The sequence below is a fragment of the Prosthecomicrobium pneumaticum genome (assembly GCF_014199915.1).
Classification (GTDB): domain Bacteria; phylum Pseudomonadota; class Alphaproteobacteria; order Rhizobiales; family Kaistiaceae; genus Prosthecomicrobium; species Prosthecomicrobium pneumaticum.
Genome location: NZ_JACHOO010000001.1, coordinates 288,728 through 307,137 on the forward strand (window position 1 = coordinate 288,728; position 18,410 = coordinate 307,137).

Consider the following 18,410-nt stretch of genomic DNA (forward strand, 5'->3'; position numbering starts at 1 on the left):
TCGCGCCCGGAAGCCGCAAGCTGGGACACGACCGCTCATGCCGATCGACATTCTGATGCCGGCGCTCTCCCCCACTATGGAGGAAGGGACGCTTTCGAAATGGGTCAAGAAGGAGGGTGACGCCGTCAAGGCCGGCGACGTCATCGCCGAGATCGAGACCGACAAGGCGACCATGGAGGTCGAGGCGGTCGACGAAGGCACGCTCGCCAAGATCCTGATCCCGGAGGGGACCGAGGGCGTCAAGGTGAACACCCCGATCGCGCTTCTCGCCGGCGAGGGCGAGGACGCCTCGGCCGTTTCCTCGTCCGAAGCCGAGGCGCCGGTCTCCGCGGCGCCCGCGCAGAAACCGGTCGAGACCCCGGCGGCGAACGGTTCGGGCGAGGCGGGGTCCGCACCGGCCGTTTCCGCGGCTGCCGTTTCCGCCCCGCCGGTCGTCGATGTCGCGGCCGATCCGTCGATCCCCGAAGGCACCAGAATGGTGTCGATGACGGTGCGCGAGGCGCTCCGCGATGCGATGGCGGAAGAGATGCGCCGCGATCCGGACGTCTTCGTGATGGGCGAGGAGGTCGCCGAATATCAGGGCGCCTACAAGATCACCCAGGGCCTGCTGCAGGAGTTCGGGGCCCGCCGGGTCGTCGACACGCCGATCACCGAGCACGGCTTCGCCGGCGTCGGCGTCGGCGCCGCGCTCGCCGGGCTGAAGCCGATCGTCGAGTTCATGACCTTCAACTTCGCCATGCAGGCGATCGACCAGATCATCAATTCGGCCGCCAAGACGCTCTATATGTCGGGCGGCCAGATGGGCTGCCCGATCGTCTTCCGCGGCCCGAACGGCGCGGCGGCCCGCGTCGCGGCCCAGCACAGCCAGGACTACGCCGCCTGGTACAGCCACATCCCGGGCCTCAAGGTCGTGATGCCCTATACGGCGGCCGACGCGAAGGGCCTCCTCAAGGCGGCGATCCGCGATCCCAATCCGGTCATCTTCCTCGAGAACGAGATTCTCTACGGCCATTCCTTCGAGGTGCCGCAGCTCGACGATTTCGTGCTGCCGATCGGCAAGGCGCGCATCCACAAGGCCGGCAAGGACGTGACGATCGTGTCCTTCGGCATCGGCATGACCTATGCCACCAAGGCGGTCGCGGAACTCGCCGGCATGGGCATCGACGCCGAGCTGATCGATCTGCGGACCATCCGGCCGATGGACATCGGCACGGTGATCGAATCGGTCAAGAAGACCGGCCGCTGCGTCACGGTCGAGGAGGGCTGGCCGCAGAACTCGATCGGCTCCGAGATCGCCGCGCAGCTGATGGAGAAGGCGTTCGACTATCTCGACGCGCCGGTCCTCAAGGTCACCGGCAAGGATGTGCCGATGCCCTATGCCGCCAATCTCGAGAAGCTCGCGCTGCCGAATGTCGGCGAGGTGATCGCCGCCGTGAAGGCCGTGACCTACCGCTAGAGGGGAGGGCGCCATGCCCATCGACATCACGATGCCCGCGCTCTCCCCGACCATGGAGGAGGGCACGCTCTCGAAATGGCTGGTCAAGGAGGGCGACACCGTCAAGTCGGGCGACGTCATCGCCGAAATCGAGACCGACAAGGCGACCATGGAAGTCGAGGCGGTCGACGAGGGAACGGTCGGCAAGATCGTCGTGCCGGAGGGCACGGAAGGCGTGAAGGTGAACGCCGTGATCGCCGTGCTGCTCGGCGACGGGGAAGACAAGGGCGCGCTCGCGTCCGGCGCGGCGCCGGCCAAAACCCAGGCCGCCAAGGCCGAGGCACCCAAGGCCGAGGCGGTGAAGGCCGAGGCGGTGAAGGCCGAGCCGGCGGCCTCCGAGGCGCCGAAAACGGCGAACGGCGCCGGCGCCGTGCCGCGCGAAGGGCTGCACGACGCCGCGCCGAAGGCGGAGGGCGCGCGCCTGTTCGCCTCGCCGCTCGCCCGGCGGATCGCCAAGGACGCCGGCATCGATCTCGCCGCCGTGAAGGGCTCGGGGCCGCACGGCCGCATCGTCCAGGCCGATGTCGAGGCGGCGAAGAAGGGCGGCGCGCCGAAGCCGGCTCCCGCTCCGGCCGCTGCTCCGGCTCCGGCCGCCAAGCCCGCCGCAGCGCCGGCTGCCGCCGCTCCGGCGGCGCATCCGGCTTCGGATGCCCAGGTGCTCAAACTCTTCGCCGAGGGCTCCTACGAGATCGTCCCGCACGACAACATGCGCAAGACGATCGCGCGCCGGCTGACCGAATCGAAGCAGACGGTGCCGCATTTCTATCTGACGATCGACACCGAGCTCGACGCGCTCCTGAAGCTGCGCGAGGAGGTCAACGCCGCCGCACCGAAGGACAAGGACGGCAATCCGGCCTACCGCGTCTCGGTCAACGACATGATCATCAAGGCGATGGCCTTGTCGCTGAAGAAGATCCCGGCGGCGAACGCCTCCTGGACCGATGGCGGCATGGTCGTGCACAAGGTGGTCGATGTCGGCGTCGCGGTGGCGATCCCCGGCGGCCTGATCACCCCGGTGGTGCGCCATGCCGACCAGAAGACGCTGTCGGCGATCTCGAACGAGATGAAGGACCTCGCCAAGCGGGCGCGTGACCGCAAGCTGAAGCCCGAGGAATACCAGGGCGGTACGACCTCGGTCTCCAATCTCGGCATGTTCGGCGTCAAGGATTTCGCCGCCATCATCAACCCGCCGCACGCGACGATCCTCGCGGTCGGCGCCGGCATCCAGAAGCCGGTGGTGCGGAAGGGCGAGATCGCCATCGCGACGGTGATGTCGGTGACGCTGTCGACCGACCACCGCGTCGTCGACGGCGCGCTCGGCGCCGAGCTGATGCAGGCCTTCAGGGGCTTCATCGAGAAGCCCATGTCGATGCTCGTCTAGAGAAAGCGCCGCGACCCCCCTCCCTCGCAAAGGGGGAGGGGAGGCGGATCGCGCCTGCGGGCGGCCGGTGCCGCTCTCCTTCCTCGATGCCGCAGTCGCCTAGAAACCAGGAAAGAGGCTCGACATGGCCGACAGCTACGACCTCCTCATCATCGGCTCCGGGCCGGGCGGCTATGTCGCGGCGATCCGGGCGGCGCAGCTCGGACTCAAGGTGGGCGTCGTCGAACGGAAATATCTCGGCGGCATCTGCCCGAACTGGGGTTGCATCCCGACCAAGGCGCTGCTGCGGTCCGCCGACGTCTATCACGCGATGCTGCATTCCGCCGAATACGGGCTCTCGGCGGACGGGATCCGCTTCGACCTGCCGGCGATCGTCAAGCGTTCGCGCGGCATCGCCGCGCAGATGAGCGGCGGCGTCGGCATTCTCCTGAAGAAGAACAAGGTCGACGTGATCTGGGGCGAGGCGACGATCACCGCGCCGGGCAAGGTCAGCGTCAAGCCGGCCGACGGCGCGCCGAAGGGGGCGCTGACCGGCGGCGGCGATTTCACGGCGAAGAACCTGATGATCGCGACCGGCGCCCGGCCGCGTGCTCTGCCGGGCATCGAGCCCGACAAGAAGCTGATCTGGACCTATTTCGAGGCGATGGCGCCGGACGTGATGCCGAAGTCGCTGCTCGTGATGGGCTCGGGCGCGATCGGCATCGAGTTCGCCTCCTTCTATCGCACGCTCGGAGCCGAGGTCACCGTGGTCGAGCTGCTGCCGCAGATCCTGCCCGTCGAGGACGAGGAGATCGCCGCTCACGCCCGCAAGCGCTTCGAGAAAGAGGGCATGAAGATCGTCACCGGGGCCAAGGTGACGAAGGTGACGAAGGCCGCCGATTCGATCACCGCGACCATCGAGACCGCCGACGGCAAGACCTCCGAGGTGACGGCCGACCGGCTGATCTCGGCGGTCGGCGTGCAGGGCAATATCGAGGGCCTCGGCCTCGAGGCGATCGGTGTGAAGACCGAGCGCGGCATCATCGCCGTCGATCCGCTCGGCCGGACGAGCGTGCCGGGCGTCTGGGCGATCGGCGACGTCGCCGGCCCGCCGATGCTCGCCCACAAGGCGGAGCACGAGGGCGCGCTCGCCGCGGAGGCGATCGCCGGCCTCCACCCGCACGCCATGGACAAGGCGAAGATCCCGGGCTGCACCTATTGCAACCCGCAGATCGCCTCCGTCGGCCTGACCGAGAGACGCGCGAAGGAGGCCGGCTACGACGTGCGCGTCGGCAAGTTCCCCTTCATCGCCAACGGCAAGGCCGTCGCGCTCGGCGAGGCGGAAGGCCTCGTCAAGACGGTGTTCGACAAGAAGACCGGACAGCTGCTCGGCGCCCACATGGTCGGTGCCGAGGTGACCGAGCTGATCCAGGGCTTCGTCGTCGCGATGAATCTCGAGACGACGGAAGAGGACCTGATCGCGGCCGTCTTCCCGCACCCGACGATTTCGGAGACGATGCACGAGAGCGTGCTGGCAGCCTATGGCCGGGCCATCCACATCTGAGGGGAAGTGCCATGGAAGCGCGTGAAGTTCTGATCTGGATCGTCATCGGCCTGATCGCCGGCTGGCTGGCGAGCCTCGTGCTCGGCGGCGGCGGTCTGTTGCGCTATATCGTGACAGGCCTGATCGGCGCGATCGTCGGCGGCTTCCTGTTCCGCCATCTCGGCATCGACTTCACCCTCGGCAACAGCTTCGTCGACCAGGTCGTGGTGGCTGCGATCGGTGCCGTCATCGTAGTCGCGATCGCCCGGCTGATCGCCTGAGGCCGCCAGCATGGGCCTCCCGGCGCGGCGCTCTGGTGGCGGCCGCGCCGCGGGACTATATGCTGGCGGACGGATCGAGAGAGGGTCGAGGAGCGGACGATGACGGGTGTGGGCATTTTCCTGGCGATCGTCGTCGGCATCCTCGCCGGCTGGATCGCCGAGCGCGTGATGAAGCGCAATCACGGCCTGATCACCAATCTGATCGTCGGCCTGATCGGGTCCTTCATCGGCGGCTGGCTCGTTTCGGCCCTCAATCTCAATCTCGCGCCGGGCTTTCTCTCGAGCCTCGTCGTCTCGACGGTCGGCGCGATCATCCTGCTCTATCTCTTCAGCCTGCTGCGGCGCTGAGCGCGGCGGCGAGACCGGAGTCCGCAATGGTCGTCCTTCTCGATACGATCACCGCCGACCGGCGGCCGCGCCATCCCGAGAAGGCGAACCGGCCCGACACGCCGCTGCTGCGCAAGCCCGAATGGATCCGGGTCCGCGCGCCCGGCTCGCCGGTCTATCGCGAGACCAAGGAGATCGTGAAGACGAACGGCCTCGTCACCGTCTGCGAGGAGGCCGGCTGCCCGAACATCGGCGAATGCTGGTCGCAGAAGCACGCGACCTTCATGATCATGGGCGACACCTGCACGCGGGCCTGCGCCTTCTGCAATGTGCGCACCGGCCTGCCCGAGGCGCTCGATGGCGATGAGCCGGAGAAGGTCGCCGATGCGGTCGCCAAGCTCGGCCTGCATCACGTCGTGATCACATCGGTCGACCGGGACGATCTCGCCGACGGCGGTGCCGCGCATTTCGCCCGTGTCATCCGTGCCATCCGCGCCCGCACGCCCGCCACCACGATCGAGGTGCTGACGCCGGATTTCCTGCGCAAGCCGGGGGCGCTCGAGGTGGTGGTCGAGGCCCGGCCGGACGTCTTCAACCACAATCTCGAGACCGTGCCGTCGAAATATCTGACGGTGCGGCCGGGTGCGCGCTATTTCCACTCGATCCGGCTGTTGCAGCGGGTCAAGGAGCTCGACCCGACCCTCTTCACCAAGTCCGGCATCATGGTCGGCCTGGGCGAAGAGCGGAACGAGGTGCTGCAGCTTATGGACGACCTGCGCTCCGCCGATGTCGACTTCCTGACGGTCGGGCAATATCTGCAGCCGAGCCGCAAGCACCATCCCGTCGCTCGCTTCGTCACGCCGGACGAGTTCAAGTCCTTCGAGACGATCGCCTATGCGAAGGGCTTCCTGATGGTCTCGGCGAGCCCGCTCACCCGCTCCTCGCATCACGCCGGAGACGATTTCGCCAAGCTCCGGGCGGCGCGGGACGCGCTGCACCGCGGCTGAAGCGAGGATAGAATGCCGCATTTCACGACGGAACGGCGCGTCCGCCATTCGGCCGACGAGATGTTCTCCCTCGTCGCCGATGTCGAGCGCTATCCGGAATTCGTGCCGCTCTGCGAGAAGCTCGTCGTGCGCGGCCGGCAGAAGGAGGGCGAGCGCGAGATTCTCGTCGCCGATATGACGGTCGCCTACAAGCTGATCCGCGAATCCTTCACGAGCCGGGTCGTGCTCGACCGGCCGGCGCTCGCCATCCGGGTCGACTATCTCTCCGGCCCGTTCCACCATCTGAAGAACGACTGGACCTTCGTTGCGGTCTCCGAAGAGGCCTCGATCATCCGCTTCGCGATCGACTACGAATTCCGCTCGCGCATGCTGTCCGTGCTGATGGGCAGCGTCTTCGACAAGGCCTTCAGGAAATTCGCCGAAGCCTTCGAAGAGCGCGCCGACGCCGTCTACGGCGTCGGCGCGGTCTGAGGCGGCACGACGGGGACGAGTGAACCGCCTCCGACGAGGGTCGGATCGACCGGCGGGGGCGCCGATCATGCGGGCAGCTTCGTCGACCCCGCCGGCCGCGGCAACTTAAGGAAACTTAATCTCGGACGGCGGAAATTCCGCCGCAATCCGGCGTTCCGCGGCGGGGCGGGACCCTGCGGCCGGTCACGAGCGGCGTGCGACGTAGCGGCCGGGCGCGTCCTCGATCGGTCTGTATCGTGCGCTGCCGACGGTGCGGGCCGGCACCCGGTCGGACGCCTGCCGCTCGACCCAGGCCTGCCAATGCGGCCACCACGAACCCGGATGCTCCTGCGCAGCGCCGAGCCAGCTGTCATAGCCGTCGCCCTTCGGCGCCGGACCGGTCCAGTACTGGTATTTGCCGCGCGCCGGCGGATTGACGACGCCGGCGATATGGCCCGATCCGGACAGGACGAAGGTGACCGGCCCGCCGAAGAAGGACGAGCCGAGGAACACCGATCGGGCAGGCGCGATATGGTCCTCGCGGGTGGCGAGGTTATAGAGGGGAACGGTGACGCGGCCGAGATCGAGGCGGACATTGTCGACGGTCAGCTGCCCCTGCGCCAGCCGGTTGTCGAGGTAGCAATTGCGCAGGTAATAGGAGTGGTTCGCCGCCGGCATCCGCGTCGCGTCGGCGTTCCAGTAGAGCAGGTCGAAGGGCGCCGGCTCCTTCCCCTTGAAGTAATTGCCGATCACATAGGGCCAGACGAGGTCGTTCGGCCGCAGCATGTTGAAGGCGGCGGCCATCTTCCTGCCTTCGAGATAGCCGCGCACCCCCATCGTCTTCTCGATCGCGTCGATCTGCGCCTCGTCGACGAAGACCTTCAGGTCGCCGGCGTGACGGAAATCGACCTGCGTCGTCAGCAGCGTCGCCGAGGCGATCCGCCGGTCGTTCTGCGCCGCCATATAGGCGAGGGTGAAGGCGAGGAGGGTGCCGCCGACGCAATAGCCGATCGCGTTCACCGCGTGGGCGCCCGTCACCTCCTCGATGACGTCGAGGGATTCGAGGATGCCCTCGCGCATGTAGTGCTCGAAGGATTTCTGCGCCTGCTCCTCGTCCGGGTTCACCCAGGAGACGACGAAGACGGTGTGGCCCTGGTCGACGCACCACTTGATGAAGGATTTCTCCGCCGTCAGGTCGAGGATGTAGAACTTGTTGATCCAGGGCGGCACGATCAGGAGCGGCCGCTCGATGACGGTTTCGGTCGACGGGCTGTACTGGATCAGCTGGCGGACGCCGTTCTCGGCGATCACCTTGCCGGGCGTGGTGGCGAGGTTGACGCCGACCCGGAAGCGGGAAAAGTCGGTCTGGCGCAGCCGCAGGTCGCCTTCGCCGGCCTCGATGTCCTCGGCGAGCATTTTCATGCCGCGGACGAGGTTCTCGGCGTTCTCGTCGAGAGTCGTGCGCAGCACCTCGGGATTGGTGAGCAGGAAGTTCGAGGGCGCAATCGCACTCGCGATCTGCCGGACGTAGAACTCCGCCTTGTGCCGGACATGCGGCGCGAGCGAATCGGCCTCGGTCGCCATCGCCTCCGCCCAGCGGCTGGTGATCAGATAGAACTGCTTCAGGAAGTCGAAGAACTGGTTCTCCGACCATTCCGGGTCCTGGAAGCGCTTGTCGCGCGGGTCGGGCTCGACAGCGGGGGGAACCGTCTCCCCCATCATCCGGCGCATCGAGCTGTTCCACAGCGCGAGATAGCCGCCGATCAGCCGGGTCTGCGCCTCGACGCGACGCTCCGGCTCGGCCATCCAGTATTCCCCGACCTCGGCGAGCGTCTTCACCACGTCGCTGATCTGTTCGGAATAGTCGCTTTCGACCTTGCCTTCCTGGCGCGGCTTGATGAAGGCGGTGGCGGCCTTGCCGGCCTCCTCGATGAGGCGCGAGAGGTTCTTCGCGAAGGCCTCGGGATCGCGCGGCACGAAGCTGAGCGGCGGCCGTTCGGCGGCGCCGGGGGCCGGCTTCACAGCGGGTCGCTCGCGGGGCGCGACGGTCGCCGGGGGCGGTTCGGTGGCGAGCGCGATTCGCTCTGAGGACGGCACGGGCGCTGCGGCCTTCGCGGCCCGCGCCGGGCGCCGCGGCTTGGAGGGCGGACGCTGCGGCTCCGCTTCCGGCGCCGGACGGAGCTCGGGGGAGGCGGCCGCCGACCGACTCCGCGCCGTCCGCACCGTCCGCTTCGGCTTTGCGGTCGGCGCGGTCTCCGCACCCGTCTCGGCCGCTCCATTCTCCTCGCCCGCCTTCGGCCGCTTCGCCATTCTCTCCCCTTTTACGTTCCCGCCTCCGGTGTTCCGGATGGCCGCCTTCCTATCCCGCGTGGAGTGTAATAGTTTCCCGGCGCCAGAGATATGGCGGAGCCGTTGACCCTTCGCTCACCCTGCCCGTGGGAGCCTACCGAAATGCATTGCGCTGTGATGACGCGACGGTTCGGTCGGGTCGCGATGGCGGTGGCCGTCGGCCTGACGCTCGCCGGCTGTTCCTCGACGCTCGCCAATCTCACCGACAAGGATCCGGAGATGGAGCGGCCGGGCGCCTACCCGAACATCAACCAGGCCGGCGGCCAGCCGCCCGGCAAGCTGCTGACGCCGGAAGAGCAGGCCAAGGCCCGCGCCGATCTGGAGCGCCGCGCGTCGCAGGCCTCGGCGCGCAGCGGTGCCCGGGTCGCGGCGAAGCAGAACGCGGCCGGCGACCAGTTGCAGAAGCGCGCGGCGACGCATGGCGAGGACCGGCTGCGCGAGCTCGAATGTGGCGCGCAGGGCGCAGACGACGCCACGAAATGCCCGCAATGAGGGCGTGAAGACAATTCGATCGTCGCCCGGACGGGACGTCGCCGGCGGTTCGGCGGGGCAAACCGGGCATTGAGCGGAAGCGGAGCCATGAGCGAGTTCCACAGCGTGCGGCGTCTGCCGCAATACGTCTTCGAGCAGGTCAACCGGCTGAAGGCGAGCGCTCGGGCCGCAGGCGCAGACATCGTCGATCTCGGCATGGGCAATCCCGACCTGCCGACGCCGAAGCACATCGTCGAAAAGCTCGCCGAGACCGCGGCGCGCGAGGATGTGCACGGTTATTCCGCCTCGCGCGGCATCAACGGGCTGCGCAAGGCCCAGGCCGGCTATTACGCCCGCCGTTTCGGCGTGAAGCTCGACCCGAACACCCAGATCGTCGCGACGATCGGGTCGAAGGAAGGCTTTGCCAATATGGCGCAGGCGATCACCGCGCCGGGCGATGTCGTGCTCTGTCCCAATCCGAGCTATCCGATCCACGCCTTCGGCTTCCTGATGGCCGGCGGCGTGATCCGCTCGGTGCCCTCCGAGCCGGGGCCGGAGTTCTTCCGCGCCATGGAGCGCGCGGTGATGCACTCGATCCCGAAGCCGATCGCCGTCGTGCTGTGCTACCCGTCGAACCCGACGGCGCACGTCGCCGATCTCGACTTCTACCGCGACGTCGTCTCGTTCGCCCGCAAGCACGATATCTTCGTGCTGTCGGACCTCGCCTATGCCGAGATCTATTTCGACGACGTGCCGCCGCCCTCGATCCTGCAGGTGCCGGGCGCGATGGATGTCGCGGTCGAGTTCACCTCGATGTCGAAGACCTATTCGATGGCAGGCTGGCGGATGGGCTTCGCGGTCGGCAATGAGCGGCTGATCGCGGCGCTCGCGCGGGTCAAGTCGTATCTCGACTACGGGGCCTATACGCCGATCCAGGTCGCCGCGACGGCGGCCTTGAACGGCCCGCAGGAGTGCATCGAGGAGATGCGCCAGACCTACAAGCGGCGGCGCGACGTGATGGTCGACAGCTTCGGCCGGGCCGGCTGGGTGATTCCCCCGCCGCGCGCCTCGATGTTCGCCTGGGTGCCGATTCCGGAGCCGTTCCGCGCGCTGGGCAGCGTCGAGTTTGCCAAGCTCCTGATCGAGAAAGCGGATGTGGCGGTCGCCCCGGGCATCGGCTTCGGCGAGCACGGCGACGACCATGTCCGCATCGCCCTCGTCGAGAACGAGCAGCGCATCCGGCAGGCCGCCCGCAACATCCGCCGCTTCCTTGAAACGGCTGACAAAACATTGCACAACGTCGTCCCCATCAGCAGCGCCCGGCGGTAGAGCGGCCGGGCCGTCTTCGGGACGGAACCATGCAGCATGCCCTCAGGCTCGGCGTCGCCGGTCTCGGAACGGTCGGCGCCTCGCTGGTGCGGCTCGTCCAGCGGCACGGCAACGAGCTCGCCGTCCGGTCCGGCCGGGCGGTGGTGATCCAGGCGGTCTCCGCCCGCAGCCGCGGGCGGGATCGCGGCGTCGATCTCTCGGCGATGCGCTGGGAGGACGATCCGGTCGCGCTCGCCCGTGCCGAGGACATCGACGTCTTCGTCGAGCTGATGGGCGGCGCGGAAGGCTCGGCGCTCGCCTCGGTGAACGCCGCGCTCGACGCCGGCAAGCACGTCGTCACGGCCAACAAGGCGCTGCTCGCCGCCCATGGCGGCGCGCTCGCCCGCAAGGCCGAGGCGATGGGCGTCAGCCTCAACTTCGAGGCAGCGGCGGCCGGCGGCATACCGATCATCAAGACATTGCGCGAAGCCCTTGCGGGCAATACGATTTCGCGCGTCTATGGCATCCTCAACGGGACCTGCAACTACATCCTCACCCGGATGGAGCGGGAAGGGCTGTCCTTCGACGCCTGCCTCGCCGAGGCGCAGCGGCTCGGCTATGCCGAGGCCGACCCGACCTTCGACATCGACGGCCACGACACCGCCCACAAGCTCGCCCTGATGACGGCGATCGCCTTCGGCAGCGAGATCGACGCCGAGGCGATCTATGTCGAGGGCATCCGTTCGATCACCTCCGCCGACATCGAGGCGGCGGACGAGCTCGGCTACCGTATCAAGCTGCTCGGCGTCGCGACCCGCAGCGACAGCGGCATCGAACAGCGCGTCCACCCCACCATGGTGCCGAAGTCCTCGCCGATCGCCCGGATCGACGGCGTCACCAATGCGGTGGCGGTCGAGGCCGATTTCGTCGGCCGGCTGGTGCTGCAGGGGCCGGGCGCCGGCGGCGACGCCACCGCCTCGGCGGTGATGAGCGACATCGCCGATCTCGCCCGCGGCGATCTGATCGGCACGTTCGGCCGGCCGGCGACGGCGCTCGCACCCTATCGGCGGGCGACCATGCCGCGGCACGAGGGCGGCTATTACATCCGCCTCTCCGTCTATGACCGGCCCGGCGCCTTCGCGGCGATCGCCGGCCGCATGGCCGAGCAGGGCATCTCGCTCGAATCGATCGTCCAGCGCCGCCGCGCGCCGCGCTCGGATGCGCCGGAGCATCCCGTGCCGCTCGAGCCGCAGCCGGTCGTCCTCGTCACCTACGACACCGCCGAGGCTCAGGTGAAGGCGGCCCTCGCCAATGTGACGGCGGACGGTCATATTGCCGAACAGCCGCAAGTGATACGCATCGAGCCGCTCGCCTGATGGAGGCCACCCCGATGGATCTGGAGCTCGCCGTGAAGCCCGCCCGCCGTGCCGGCAAGGGACTCGACCGCATCCTGACGCTCGAACTCGTGCGTGTGACCGAGCGGGCCGCCGTTGCGGCCGCACGCCTGCGCGGCCGCGGCGACGAGAAGGCGGCCGACCAGGCCGCGGTGGACGCCATGCGCAACGAACTCAACCGGCTGCCGATCTCCGGAACGGTGGTGATCGGCGAGGGCGAGCGCGACGAGGCGCCGATGCTCTATATCGGCGAGGAGGTCGGCACCGGCAGCGGCCCGAAGGTCGACATCGCGCTCGACCCGCTCGAGGGCACCACGATCTGTGCCAAGAACCAGCCGAACTCGATCGCCGTGATCGCGATCGCCGAGGCGGGCAGCCTGCTCAACGCGCCCGATGTCTACATGCAGAAGCTCGCCATCGGTCCCGGCTATCGGCCCGGCCTGATCGATATCGATGCGCCGCCGGCCGAGACGATCCGCGTGCTCGCCCGCGAGAAGGGCGTGTCGGTCGCCGAGATCACCGCCTGCATCCTCGACCGGCCGCGCCACGCCAAGCTGATCGAGGAGGTGCGCTCGACCGGCGCCGCGATCCGCCTGATCGGCGACGGCGACGTCGCGGGCGTGATCCACACCACGAGCCCGGACGAGACCGGCATCGACGTCTATCTCGGTATCGGCGGCGCGCCGGAGGGCGTTCTCGCCGCGGCGGCGCTGCGCTGCATCGGCGGCCAGATGCAGGGCCGGCTCGTCACGCATTCCGAGGAGCAGCGCCAGCGCGCCGCGCGGATGGGCGTCGTCGACATCAACCGTGTCTTCACCCATGAGGAGATGGCGCGGGGCGACGTGCTCTTCGCCGCGACAGGCGTGACGGACGGCAACATGCTGTCGGGCGTCCGCTTCGGCAAGACGGGGATCACCACCGACACGGTGGTGATGCGCTCCTCGACCGGCACGGTTCGGTGGATCAAGGCGACCCACCAGGATCTGGAAAAGTTCGACGAGGCGGGTTGAGCGGCTCCGGCCGGGCCGAGGGCCGGCACCCCGATCCCTCGCACGGTCCGATCTTCCTCGGCGTCTCCGAATCGGTCACCGGCCGCGTCTGGCGCGACCGGCTCGGCGTGATCGAGTCGCGCGCCTCGGCCGCGATGGTCGAGCGGCACGCCATTCCCGAACTCGTCGCGCGGGTGATGGCGGGCCGCGGCGTCGGCATCGACGAGGCGGTGGATTTTCTCGACCCGACGCTGCGCCGGCTGATGCCGGATCCCGCCGTTCTCACCGACATGGAGGCGGCTGCGGAGCGGCTCGCCGATGCCGTCGCAGCCGGAGAACGGGTGGCGATCTTCGGCGACTACGACGTCGACGGCGCCACCTCCTCGGCGCTCCTCTTCCGCTATCTCGCCGCGCTCGGGCCGACGCCGCGGATTTACATCCCCGACCGGATTTTCGAAGGCTACGGCCCGAATCGGGAGGCGATCCGGCTGCTCGCAGGGGAGGGGCATCGCCTGCTCGTCACGGTCGATTGTGGCGCGACGAGCCATGAGGCGCTCGGCGAGGCGGCGGAGCTCGGCCTCGACGTCGTCATTCTCGATCACCATCAGATGGGCGCGGCGGGCCCGCCGGCCGTCGCGCTCGTCAACCCGAACCGGCCGGACGATCTCTCGGGCCTCGGCCATCTCGCCGCCGTCGGCGTGACCTTCCTCACGCTCGTCGCCACCAACCGGGCGCTCCGCCGTCGCGGCGCCTTCGGGTCCGCTCGGCCCGAACCGGATCTGCTGCGCTGGCTCGACCTCGTCGCGCTCGGCACGATCTGCGATGTCGTTCCGCTGAAGGGGCTCAACCGCGCCTTCGTGACCAAGGGCCTGATGCTCGCCCGCGCGCGCTCGAATGTCGGCCTCGCCGCGCTCGCGACGGTGGCGCGCTGCGAGGGGCCGATGGCGCCCTGGCATTGCGGCTTCCTCATCGGTCCGCGCATCAATGCCGGCGGCCGGATCGGCGATGCGGCGCTCGGCGCCCGGCTGCTCACCGAGGACGATCCGGCCCGCGCCGAGGCGATCGCCGTCGAACTCGACCGGCTGAACCAGGAGCGCCAGGCGGTCGAGGCGGCGATGGTCGAGGAGGCGGTCGCGGAGGCCGATGCCGAAATCGGCGGCGGGCCGGGACCGGCCGTGCTCGTCACCGCGAGCGAACGGTGGCATCCGGGCATCGTCGGTCTCGTCGCGGCGCGGCTCAAGGAGCGATTCGGCCGGCCCGCCTTCGCCATCGCGCTGACCGGCAATGGCTTCGGCACGGGCTCGGGCCGCTCGATCGCCGGCGTCGATCTCGGCGTGGCGGTCCGTGCGGCGGTCGAGGCCGGACTTCTCGTCAAGGGCGGAGGCCATGCCATGGCGGCTGGCCTGACCATCGCCCGGGAGAAGCTCGGCGCTTTCCGCGCCTTTCTCGACGAGCACCTTGCGGAACAGGCGAGTGCGGCGCGCTCCGCCGACGCGCTCCTCGTCGACGCGGCGCTCACTGCCCGGGCGGCGACGCCCGAGCTCGTCGACCGGCTCGAACGGGCCGGGCCCTATGGTGCCGGCCATCCGGAGCCGGTGCTCGCCTTTCCCGCCCACCACGTCACCTATGCCGAGGTGGTCGGCAGCGGCCATGTCCGCGTGACGCTCTCGGGCGGCGACGCGGTGCTGAAGGGAATCGCCTTCCGCTCCGCCGACGGGCCGCTCGGCCGGGCTCTGCTCGCCGCGCGCGGCAGGCCGCTGCACGTCGCCGGGACGCTCTCCGTCGAACACTGGAACGGACGGCGGCAGGCGCGATTAAGGCTGATTGACGCCGCACAACCGGCGCAAATGTGAAGATACGCGGGTGCAACCGCGTTTTCTCTTGGAAGATCAGAGGGTAAAACGGTTGTGGGCAGGGGTGTCGCCCGGCTGCCGGTAGGCCGCAGCCGGGCGTCCGGAGGATGATCGGGGGCGGTCGTCCGTCCAGCAACACGGTTGTGGGGTGGGGTAGCGGCGATGCCAAGCGACGAAAGTGTTAAGATCGGAGACCGTATTCGGGACGCGCGGAAGGCGCGCCGGTTGACATTGCAGCGCGTCGCGGACGCGACCGGCCTGTCGATCGGATTTCTCTCCCAGGTGGAGCGGGACATCACGACGCCCTCGCTCTCCTCGCTGGTGACGATCGCCCGCGCACTCGACGTGTCGATCAACGCGTTTCTGCAGGCCGTCGAGATTCCGAACGGCGTCACCCGCCGCGAGGATCGCGCCGTCTATTCGCTGCATCCGAGCTGGATCGTCTATGAGCGCCTGTCGAGCGAGGCGCAGGGCCAGTCGCTGAGCGCGGTGAAGATGCGCATCCCGCCGCATTACCTCTCGGAGACGTCGACGCACGAGGGCGAGGAGGTCGTCTACATCCTCAGCGGCACGTTGCGCTACGCGATCGAGGGCACGGTCTACGAACTCAATGCCGGGGATTCCCTGCATTTCTCGCCGCAGCGGCCGCATAAGGTGCACAACCCGACCGACCAGCCCGTCGATGCCATCCTCGTCGGGACGCAGCCGCTCTTCGTCGATTTCGCGACCCCACTCAGCGACGGCGGCCTCGCGGCAGCGGCCGCCCAGCCGGTCGGCCGGACCGAGAGCGCGTCCAAGGTTCTCGGCTGAACCGCGGCGTCCTCGCTGGCCGGCACCGTCCCCCCCGCGGAGCGGGCGCGGCGCGCGGGTAACCCGCCGCTTTCGCGGGGCCGCCATGCGTGCTGCTATGGCGAAGGCCGGCCGCTTGACACCCCCCGGGACCAACGCCACCTAATGGTCAACGCGCTGCCAGGCGCACCTGCCCCGCGAGTCGACCGGCCCCGTTCCTCCGGATCCGGTCGCCCGCCCGAGACCCCGGCCTCCCCGGCCGCGGGCTGAAAGGACGAAGACATGCCCGCCGACAATCCGCGCTCGATCGGCATTCCTTCCGGCGACGAGCTCCATCCGGTGCTGCCGCTCCGCGATATCGTCGTCTTCCCCCACATGATCGTGCCGCTCTTCGTCGGCCGCGAGAAATCCATTCGCGCCCTCGAAGAGGTGATGCGCGCGGACAAGCAGATCCTGCTCGCCACGCAGCAGAACCCGTCCGACGACGATCCGGCGCCGGAATCCATCTATCCGGTCGGCACGCTCGCGACCGTGCTGCAGCTTCTGAAGCTGCCCGACGGTACCGTCAAGGTGCTGGTCGAGGGTGTCGCCCGGGCGCACATCAAGCGCTACACCGCGCTCGAGCAATATTACGAGGCCTATGCCCGGCGCCTGCCGGACGAGCTCGGCAATGAGGTCGAGGTCGAGGCCATGGCCCGCTCGGTCGTCGCCGAGTTCGAGAACTACGTGAAGCTCAACAAGAAGGTCTCGCCCGAGGTCGTCGGCGCGGTGACGCAGATCGACGATTATTCGAAGCTCGCCGATACCGTCGCCTCGCACCTGGCGATCAAGATCCCCGAGAAGCAGGCGATCCTCGCTCTCGCCACGGTCGCGGAGCGGCTGGAGCGTGTTCTCGGCCTGATGGAGAGCGAGATCTCCGTCCTGCAGGTGGAGAAGCGCATCCGCTCCCGCGTCAAGCGGCAGATGGAGAAGACGCAGCGCGAATACTACCTCAACGAGCAGATGAAGGCCATCCAGAAGGAGCTGGGTGACAATGAGGACGGCCGCGACGAGCTCGCCGAACTCGAGGAGCGCATCCGCAAGACCAAGCTCTCGAAGGAGGCGCGCGACAAGGCGCAGGGCGAGCTGAAGAAGCTGCGCCAGATGTCGCCGATGTCGGCCGAGGCCACCGTCGTGCGCAACTATCTCGACTGGCTGCTGTCGCTGCCCTGGGGCAAGAAGTCGAAGGTCCGCAACGACCTCTCCTTCGCGCAGCAGGTGCTCGACGACGACCATTACGGCCTCGAGAAGGTCAAGGACCGCATCGTCGAGTATCTCGCCGTGCAGAGCCGGGCCAACACGCTGAAGGGTCCGATCCTGTGTCTCGTCGGGCCTCCGGGTGTCGGCAAGACCTCGCTCGCCCGCTCGATCGCCAAGGCCACGGGCCGCGAATATGTCCGCATGTCGCTCGGCGGCGTGCGCGACGAGGCGGAGATCCGCGGCCATCGGCGGACCTATATCGGCTCGATGCCCGGCAAGGTCATCCAGTCGATGCGGAAGGCCAAGAAGTCCAATCCGCTCTTCCTGCTCGACGAGATCGACAAGATGGGCATGGATTTCCGCGGCGATCCGTCCTCGGCGCTGCTCGAGGTGCTCGATCCGGAGCAGAACGCTTCGTTCAACGACCATTACCTCGAGGTCGATTACGACCTTTCGAACGTGATGTTCGTGACGACGGCGAACACGCTCAACATCCCGCCGCCGCTGATGGACCGGATGGAGATCATCCGCATCGCCGGCTACACCGAGGACGAGAAGATCGAGATCGCCCGCAAGCATCTGCTGCCGAAGGCGGTCAAGGATCACGGCCTGGTCGAGAAGGAGTTCTCGCTGTCCGAAGAGGGGCTGCGCCAGGTCATCCGCCGGTACACGCGGGAAGCGGGCGTGCGCAATCTGGAGCGCGAGCTCGCGACCCTCGCCCGCAAGGCGGTGAAGGAGCTGCTGACGACCAAGAAGAAGACGGTCAAGGTCACCGAGGAGAATGTCGACCAGTATCTCGGCGTGCCGCGCTATCGCTATGGCGAGGCGGAGCTCGAGGATCAGGTCGGCGTCGTCACCGGGCTCGCCTGGACCGAGGTCGGCGGCGAGATCCTGACGGTCGAAGGCGTGATGATGCCGGGCAAGGGCCGGATGACGGTCACCGGCAATCTGCGCGACGTGATGAAGGAGTCGATCTCGGCCGCGGCCTCCTATGTCCGCAGCCGGGCCGTCGATTTCGGCATCGAGCCGCCGCTGTTCGATCGGCGCGACATCCATGTGCACGTGCCGGAAGGCGCGACGCCCAAGGATGGTCCGTCGGCGGGTATCGCGATGGCCTCGACGATCGTTTCGGTCATGACGGGCATCCCGATCCGCAAGGAGGTGGCGATGACCGGCGAGATCACGCTGCGCGGCCGCGTGCTGCCGATCGGCGGGTTGAAGGAGAAGCTCCTCGCGGCGCTTCGGGCCGGCATCAAGAAGGTGCTGATCCCGGAGGACAACGCGAAGGACCTCGCCGACATCCCGGACAACGTCAAGAACGGTCTCGAGATCGTTCCCGTCGCCCGGATGGACGAAGTGCTGAAGCACGTGCTGGTGCGCGAGCCGACGCCGATCGTCTGGGACGAGACCAAGGCGGAGCCCGCGCGGCCTTCTGTCGAGGATGACGACAAGGCGGGCTTGACGGCGCACTGACCGCGCCGGCCCGGCCGAGACGACGACGCCCGCCTCTCCGGCGGGCGTTTTCGTTTGTTTTTCTCGGAGAATCGCCCGCTGG

Annotated in this window: 15 protein-coding genes; 14 read left to right on the forward strand and 1 reads right to left on the reverse strand. The window is 68.4% G+C overall.

The window, feature by feature from the left end:
• Positions 1-37 precede the first annotated feature (37 nt).
• The 7 genes from GGQ63_RS01280 to GGQ63_RS01310 all read left to right on the forward strand — a co-directional run bounded on the left by GGQ63_RS01280 (position 38) and on the right by GGQ63_RS01310 (position 6,484).
• The gene (locus GGQ63_RS01280; RefSeq protein WP_183851784.1) at positions 38-1,456 is read left to right on the forward strand and encodes a pyruvate dehydrogenase complex E1 component subunit beta; all 1,419 of its coding nucleotides are present in this window, start codon (positions 38-40) and stop codon (positions 1,454-1,456) included.
• 52 nt (positions 1,457-1,508) lie between these two features.
• Positions 1,509-2,876, forward strand: coding sequence for a pyruvate dehydrogenase complex dihydrolipoamide acetyltransferase (locus tag GGQ63_RS01285; RefSeq protein ID WP_425502046.1), 1,368 nt, complete (start codon positions 1,509-1,511; stop codon positions 2,874-2,876).
• A 124-nt stretch (positions 2,877-3,000) separates the two neighbouring features.
• Positions 3,001-4,419, forward strand: a complete 1,419-nt coding sequence (lpdA, locus tag GGQ63_RS01290) for a dihydrolipoyl dehydrogenase (RefSeq protein WP_183851786.1) — start codon at positions 3,001-3,003, stop codon at positions 4,417-4,419.
• Between the two features lie 11 nt (positions 4,420-4,430).
• Complete coding sequence (locus GGQ63_RS01295; protein ID WP_183851787.1) at positions 4,431-4,679, forward strand: GlsB/YeaQ/YmgE family stress response membrane protein; 249 nt, start codon at positions 4,431-4,433, stop codon at positions 4,677-4,679.
• Positions 4,680-4,778: 99 nt separating this feature from the next.
• Positions 4,779-5,027, forward strand: a complete 249-nt coding sequence (locus tag GGQ63_RS01300; RefSeq protein ID WP_183851788.1) for a GlsB/YeaQ/YmgE family stress response membrane protein — start codon at positions 4,779-4,781, stop codon at positions 5,025-5,027.
• A gap of 26 nt (positions 5,028-5,053) precedes the next feature.
• A complete protein-coding gene (lipA, locus tag GGQ63_RS01305; RefSeq protein WP_183851789.1) occupies positions 5,054-6,013 on the forward strand; it encodes a lipoyl synthase in 960 nt (319 codons plus the stop codon).
• 12 nt (positions 6,014-6,025) lie between these two features.
• Positions 6,026-6,484 (forward strand): type II toxin-antitoxin system RatA family toxin, encoded by a 459-nt coding sequence (locus GGQ63_RS01310; RefSeq protein WP_183851790.1) that lies wholly within the window; start codon positions 6,026-6,028, stop codon positions 6,482-6,484.
• 183 nt (positions 6,485-6,667) lie between these two features.
• On the opposite strand, the gene phaC is transcribed toward GGQ63_RS01310, so the two are convergent.
• Positions 6,668-8,773 carry a class I poly(R)-hydroxyalkanoic acid synthase gene (gene phaC / locus GGQ63_RS01315; RefSeq protein ID WP_183851791.1) on the reverse strand — a complete coding sequence of 702 codons (2,106 nt, stop codon included), beginning with the start codon at positions 8,771-8,773 and terminating at the stop codon, positions 6,668-6,670.
• A gap of 156 nt (positions 8,774-8,929) precedes the next feature.
• Here phaC and GGQ63_RS01320 point away from each other — a divergent pair, with 156 nt between their 5' ends.
• The 7 genes from GGQ63_RS01320 to lon all read left to right on the forward strand — a co-directional run bounded on the left by GGQ63_RS01320 (position 8,930) and on the right by lon (position 18,328).
• Positions 8,930-9,304 (forward strand): hypothetical protein, encoded by a 375-nt coding sequence (locus GGQ63_RS01320; protein WP_183851792.1) that lies wholly within the window; start codon positions 8,930-8,932, stop codon positions 9,302-9,304.
• An 87-nt stretch (positions 9,305-9,391) separates the two neighbouring features.
• Positions 9,392-10,612 carry an LL-diaminopimelate aminotransferase gene (locus GGQ63_RS01325; protein WP_183851793.1) on the forward strand — a complete coding sequence of 407 codons (1,221 nt, stop codon included), beginning with the start codon at positions 9,392-9,394 and terminating at the stop codon, positions 10,610-10,612.
• A gap of 29 nt (positions 10,613-10,641) precedes the next feature.
• Entirely contained in the window at positions 10,642-11,967 is a 1,326-nt protein-coding gene (locus GGQ63_RS01330) for a homoserine dehydrogenase (RefSeq protein ID WP_183851794.1), read from the forward strand.
• Positions 11,968-11,981: 14 nt separating this feature from the next.
• Positions 11,982-12,995 (forward strand): class II fructose-bisphosphatase, encoded by a 1,014-nt coding sequence (glpX, locus tag GGQ63_RS01335; protein WP_183851795.1) that lies wholly within the window; start codon positions 11,982-11,984, stop codon positions 12,993-12,995.
• Positions 12,992-14,827 (forward strand): single-stranded-DNA-specific exonuclease RecJ, encoded by a 1,836-nt coding sequence (gene recJ, locus GGQ63_RS01340; RefSeq protein ID WP_246429553.1) that lies wholly within the window; start codon positions 12,992-12,994, stop codon positions 14,825-14,827. The genes glpX and recJ overlap by 4 nt, the downstream gene beginning before the upstream one ends.
• A gap of 162 nt (positions 14,828-14,989) precedes the next feature.
• The gene (locus GGQ63_RS01345) at positions 14,990-15,637 is read left to right on the forward strand and encodes a helix-turn-helix domain-containing protein (RefSeq protein WP_281380083.1); all 648 of its coding nucleotides are present in this window, start codon (positions 14,990-14,992) and stop codon (positions 15,635-15,637) included.
• Positions 15,638-15,898: 261 nt separating this feature from the next.
• The gene (gene lon / locus GGQ63_RS01350; RefSeq protein WP_183851797.1) at positions 15,899-18,328 is read left to right on the forward strand and encodes an endopeptidase La; all 2,430 of its coding nucleotides are present in this window, start codon (positions 15,899-15,901) and stop codon (positions 18,326-18,328) included.
• Positions 18,329-18,410 lie beyond the last annotated feature (82 nt).

Bases quoted from the DNA above. Each gene is read 5' to 3' on its own strand.
- glpX (WP_183851795.1), top strand. From the start codon at position 11,982: ATGGATCTGGAGCTCGCCGTGAAGCCCGCCCGCCGTGCCGGCAAGGGA.
- lon (WP_183851797.1), top strand. From the start codon at position 15,899: ATGCCCGCCGACAATCCGCGCTCGATCGGCATTCCTTCCGGCGACGAG.
- GGQ63_RS01325 (WP_183851793.1), top strand. From the start codon at position 9,392: ATGAGCGAGTTCCACAGCGTGCGGCGTCTGCCGCAATACGTCTTCGAG.
- lpdA (WP_183851786.1), top strand. From the start codon at position 3,001: ATGGCCGACAGCTACGACCTCCTCATCATCGGCTCCGGGCCGGGCGGC.
- GGQ63_RS01280 (WP_183851784.1), top strand. From the start codon at position 38: ATGCCGATCGACATTCTGATGCCGGCGCTCTCCCCCACTATGGAGGAA.
- lipA (WP_183851789.1), top strand. From the start codon at position 5,054: ATGGTCGTCCTTCTCGATACGATCACCGCCGACCGGCGGCCGCGCCAT.
- GGQ63_RS01285 (WP_425502046.1), top strand. From the start codon at position 1,509: ATGGAGGAGGGCACGCTCTCGAAATGGCTGGTCAAGGAGGGCGACACC.
- GGQ63_RS01320 (WP_183851792.1), top strand. From the start codon at position 8,930: ATGACGCGACGGTTCGGTCGGGTCGCGATGGCGGTGGCCGTCGGCCTG.
- GGQ63_RS01295 (WP_183851787.1), top strand. From the start codon at position 4,431: ATGGAAGCGCGTGAAGTTCTGATCTGGATCGTCATCGGCCTGATCGCC.
- GGQ63_RS01310 (WP_183851790.1), top strand. From the start codon at position 6,026: ATGCCGCATTTCACGACGGAACGGCGCGTCCGCCATTCGGCCGACGAG.
- phaC (WP_183851791.1), bottom strand. From the start codon at position 8,773: ATGGCGAAGCGGCCGAAGGCGGGCGAGGAGAATGGAGCGGCCGAGACG.
- GGQ63_RS01345 (WP_281380083.1), top strand. From the start codon at position 14,990: ATGCCAAGCGACGAAAGTGTTAAGATCGGAGACCGTATTCGGGACGCG.
- GGQ63_RS01300 (WP_183851788.1), top strand. From the start codon at position 4,779: ATGACGGGTGTGGGCATTTTCCTGGCGATCGTCGTCGGCATCCTCGCC.
- GGQ63_RS01330 (WP_183851794.1), top strand. From the start codon at position 10,642: ATGCAGCATGCCCTCAGGCTCGGCGTCGCCGGTCTCGGAACGGTCGGC.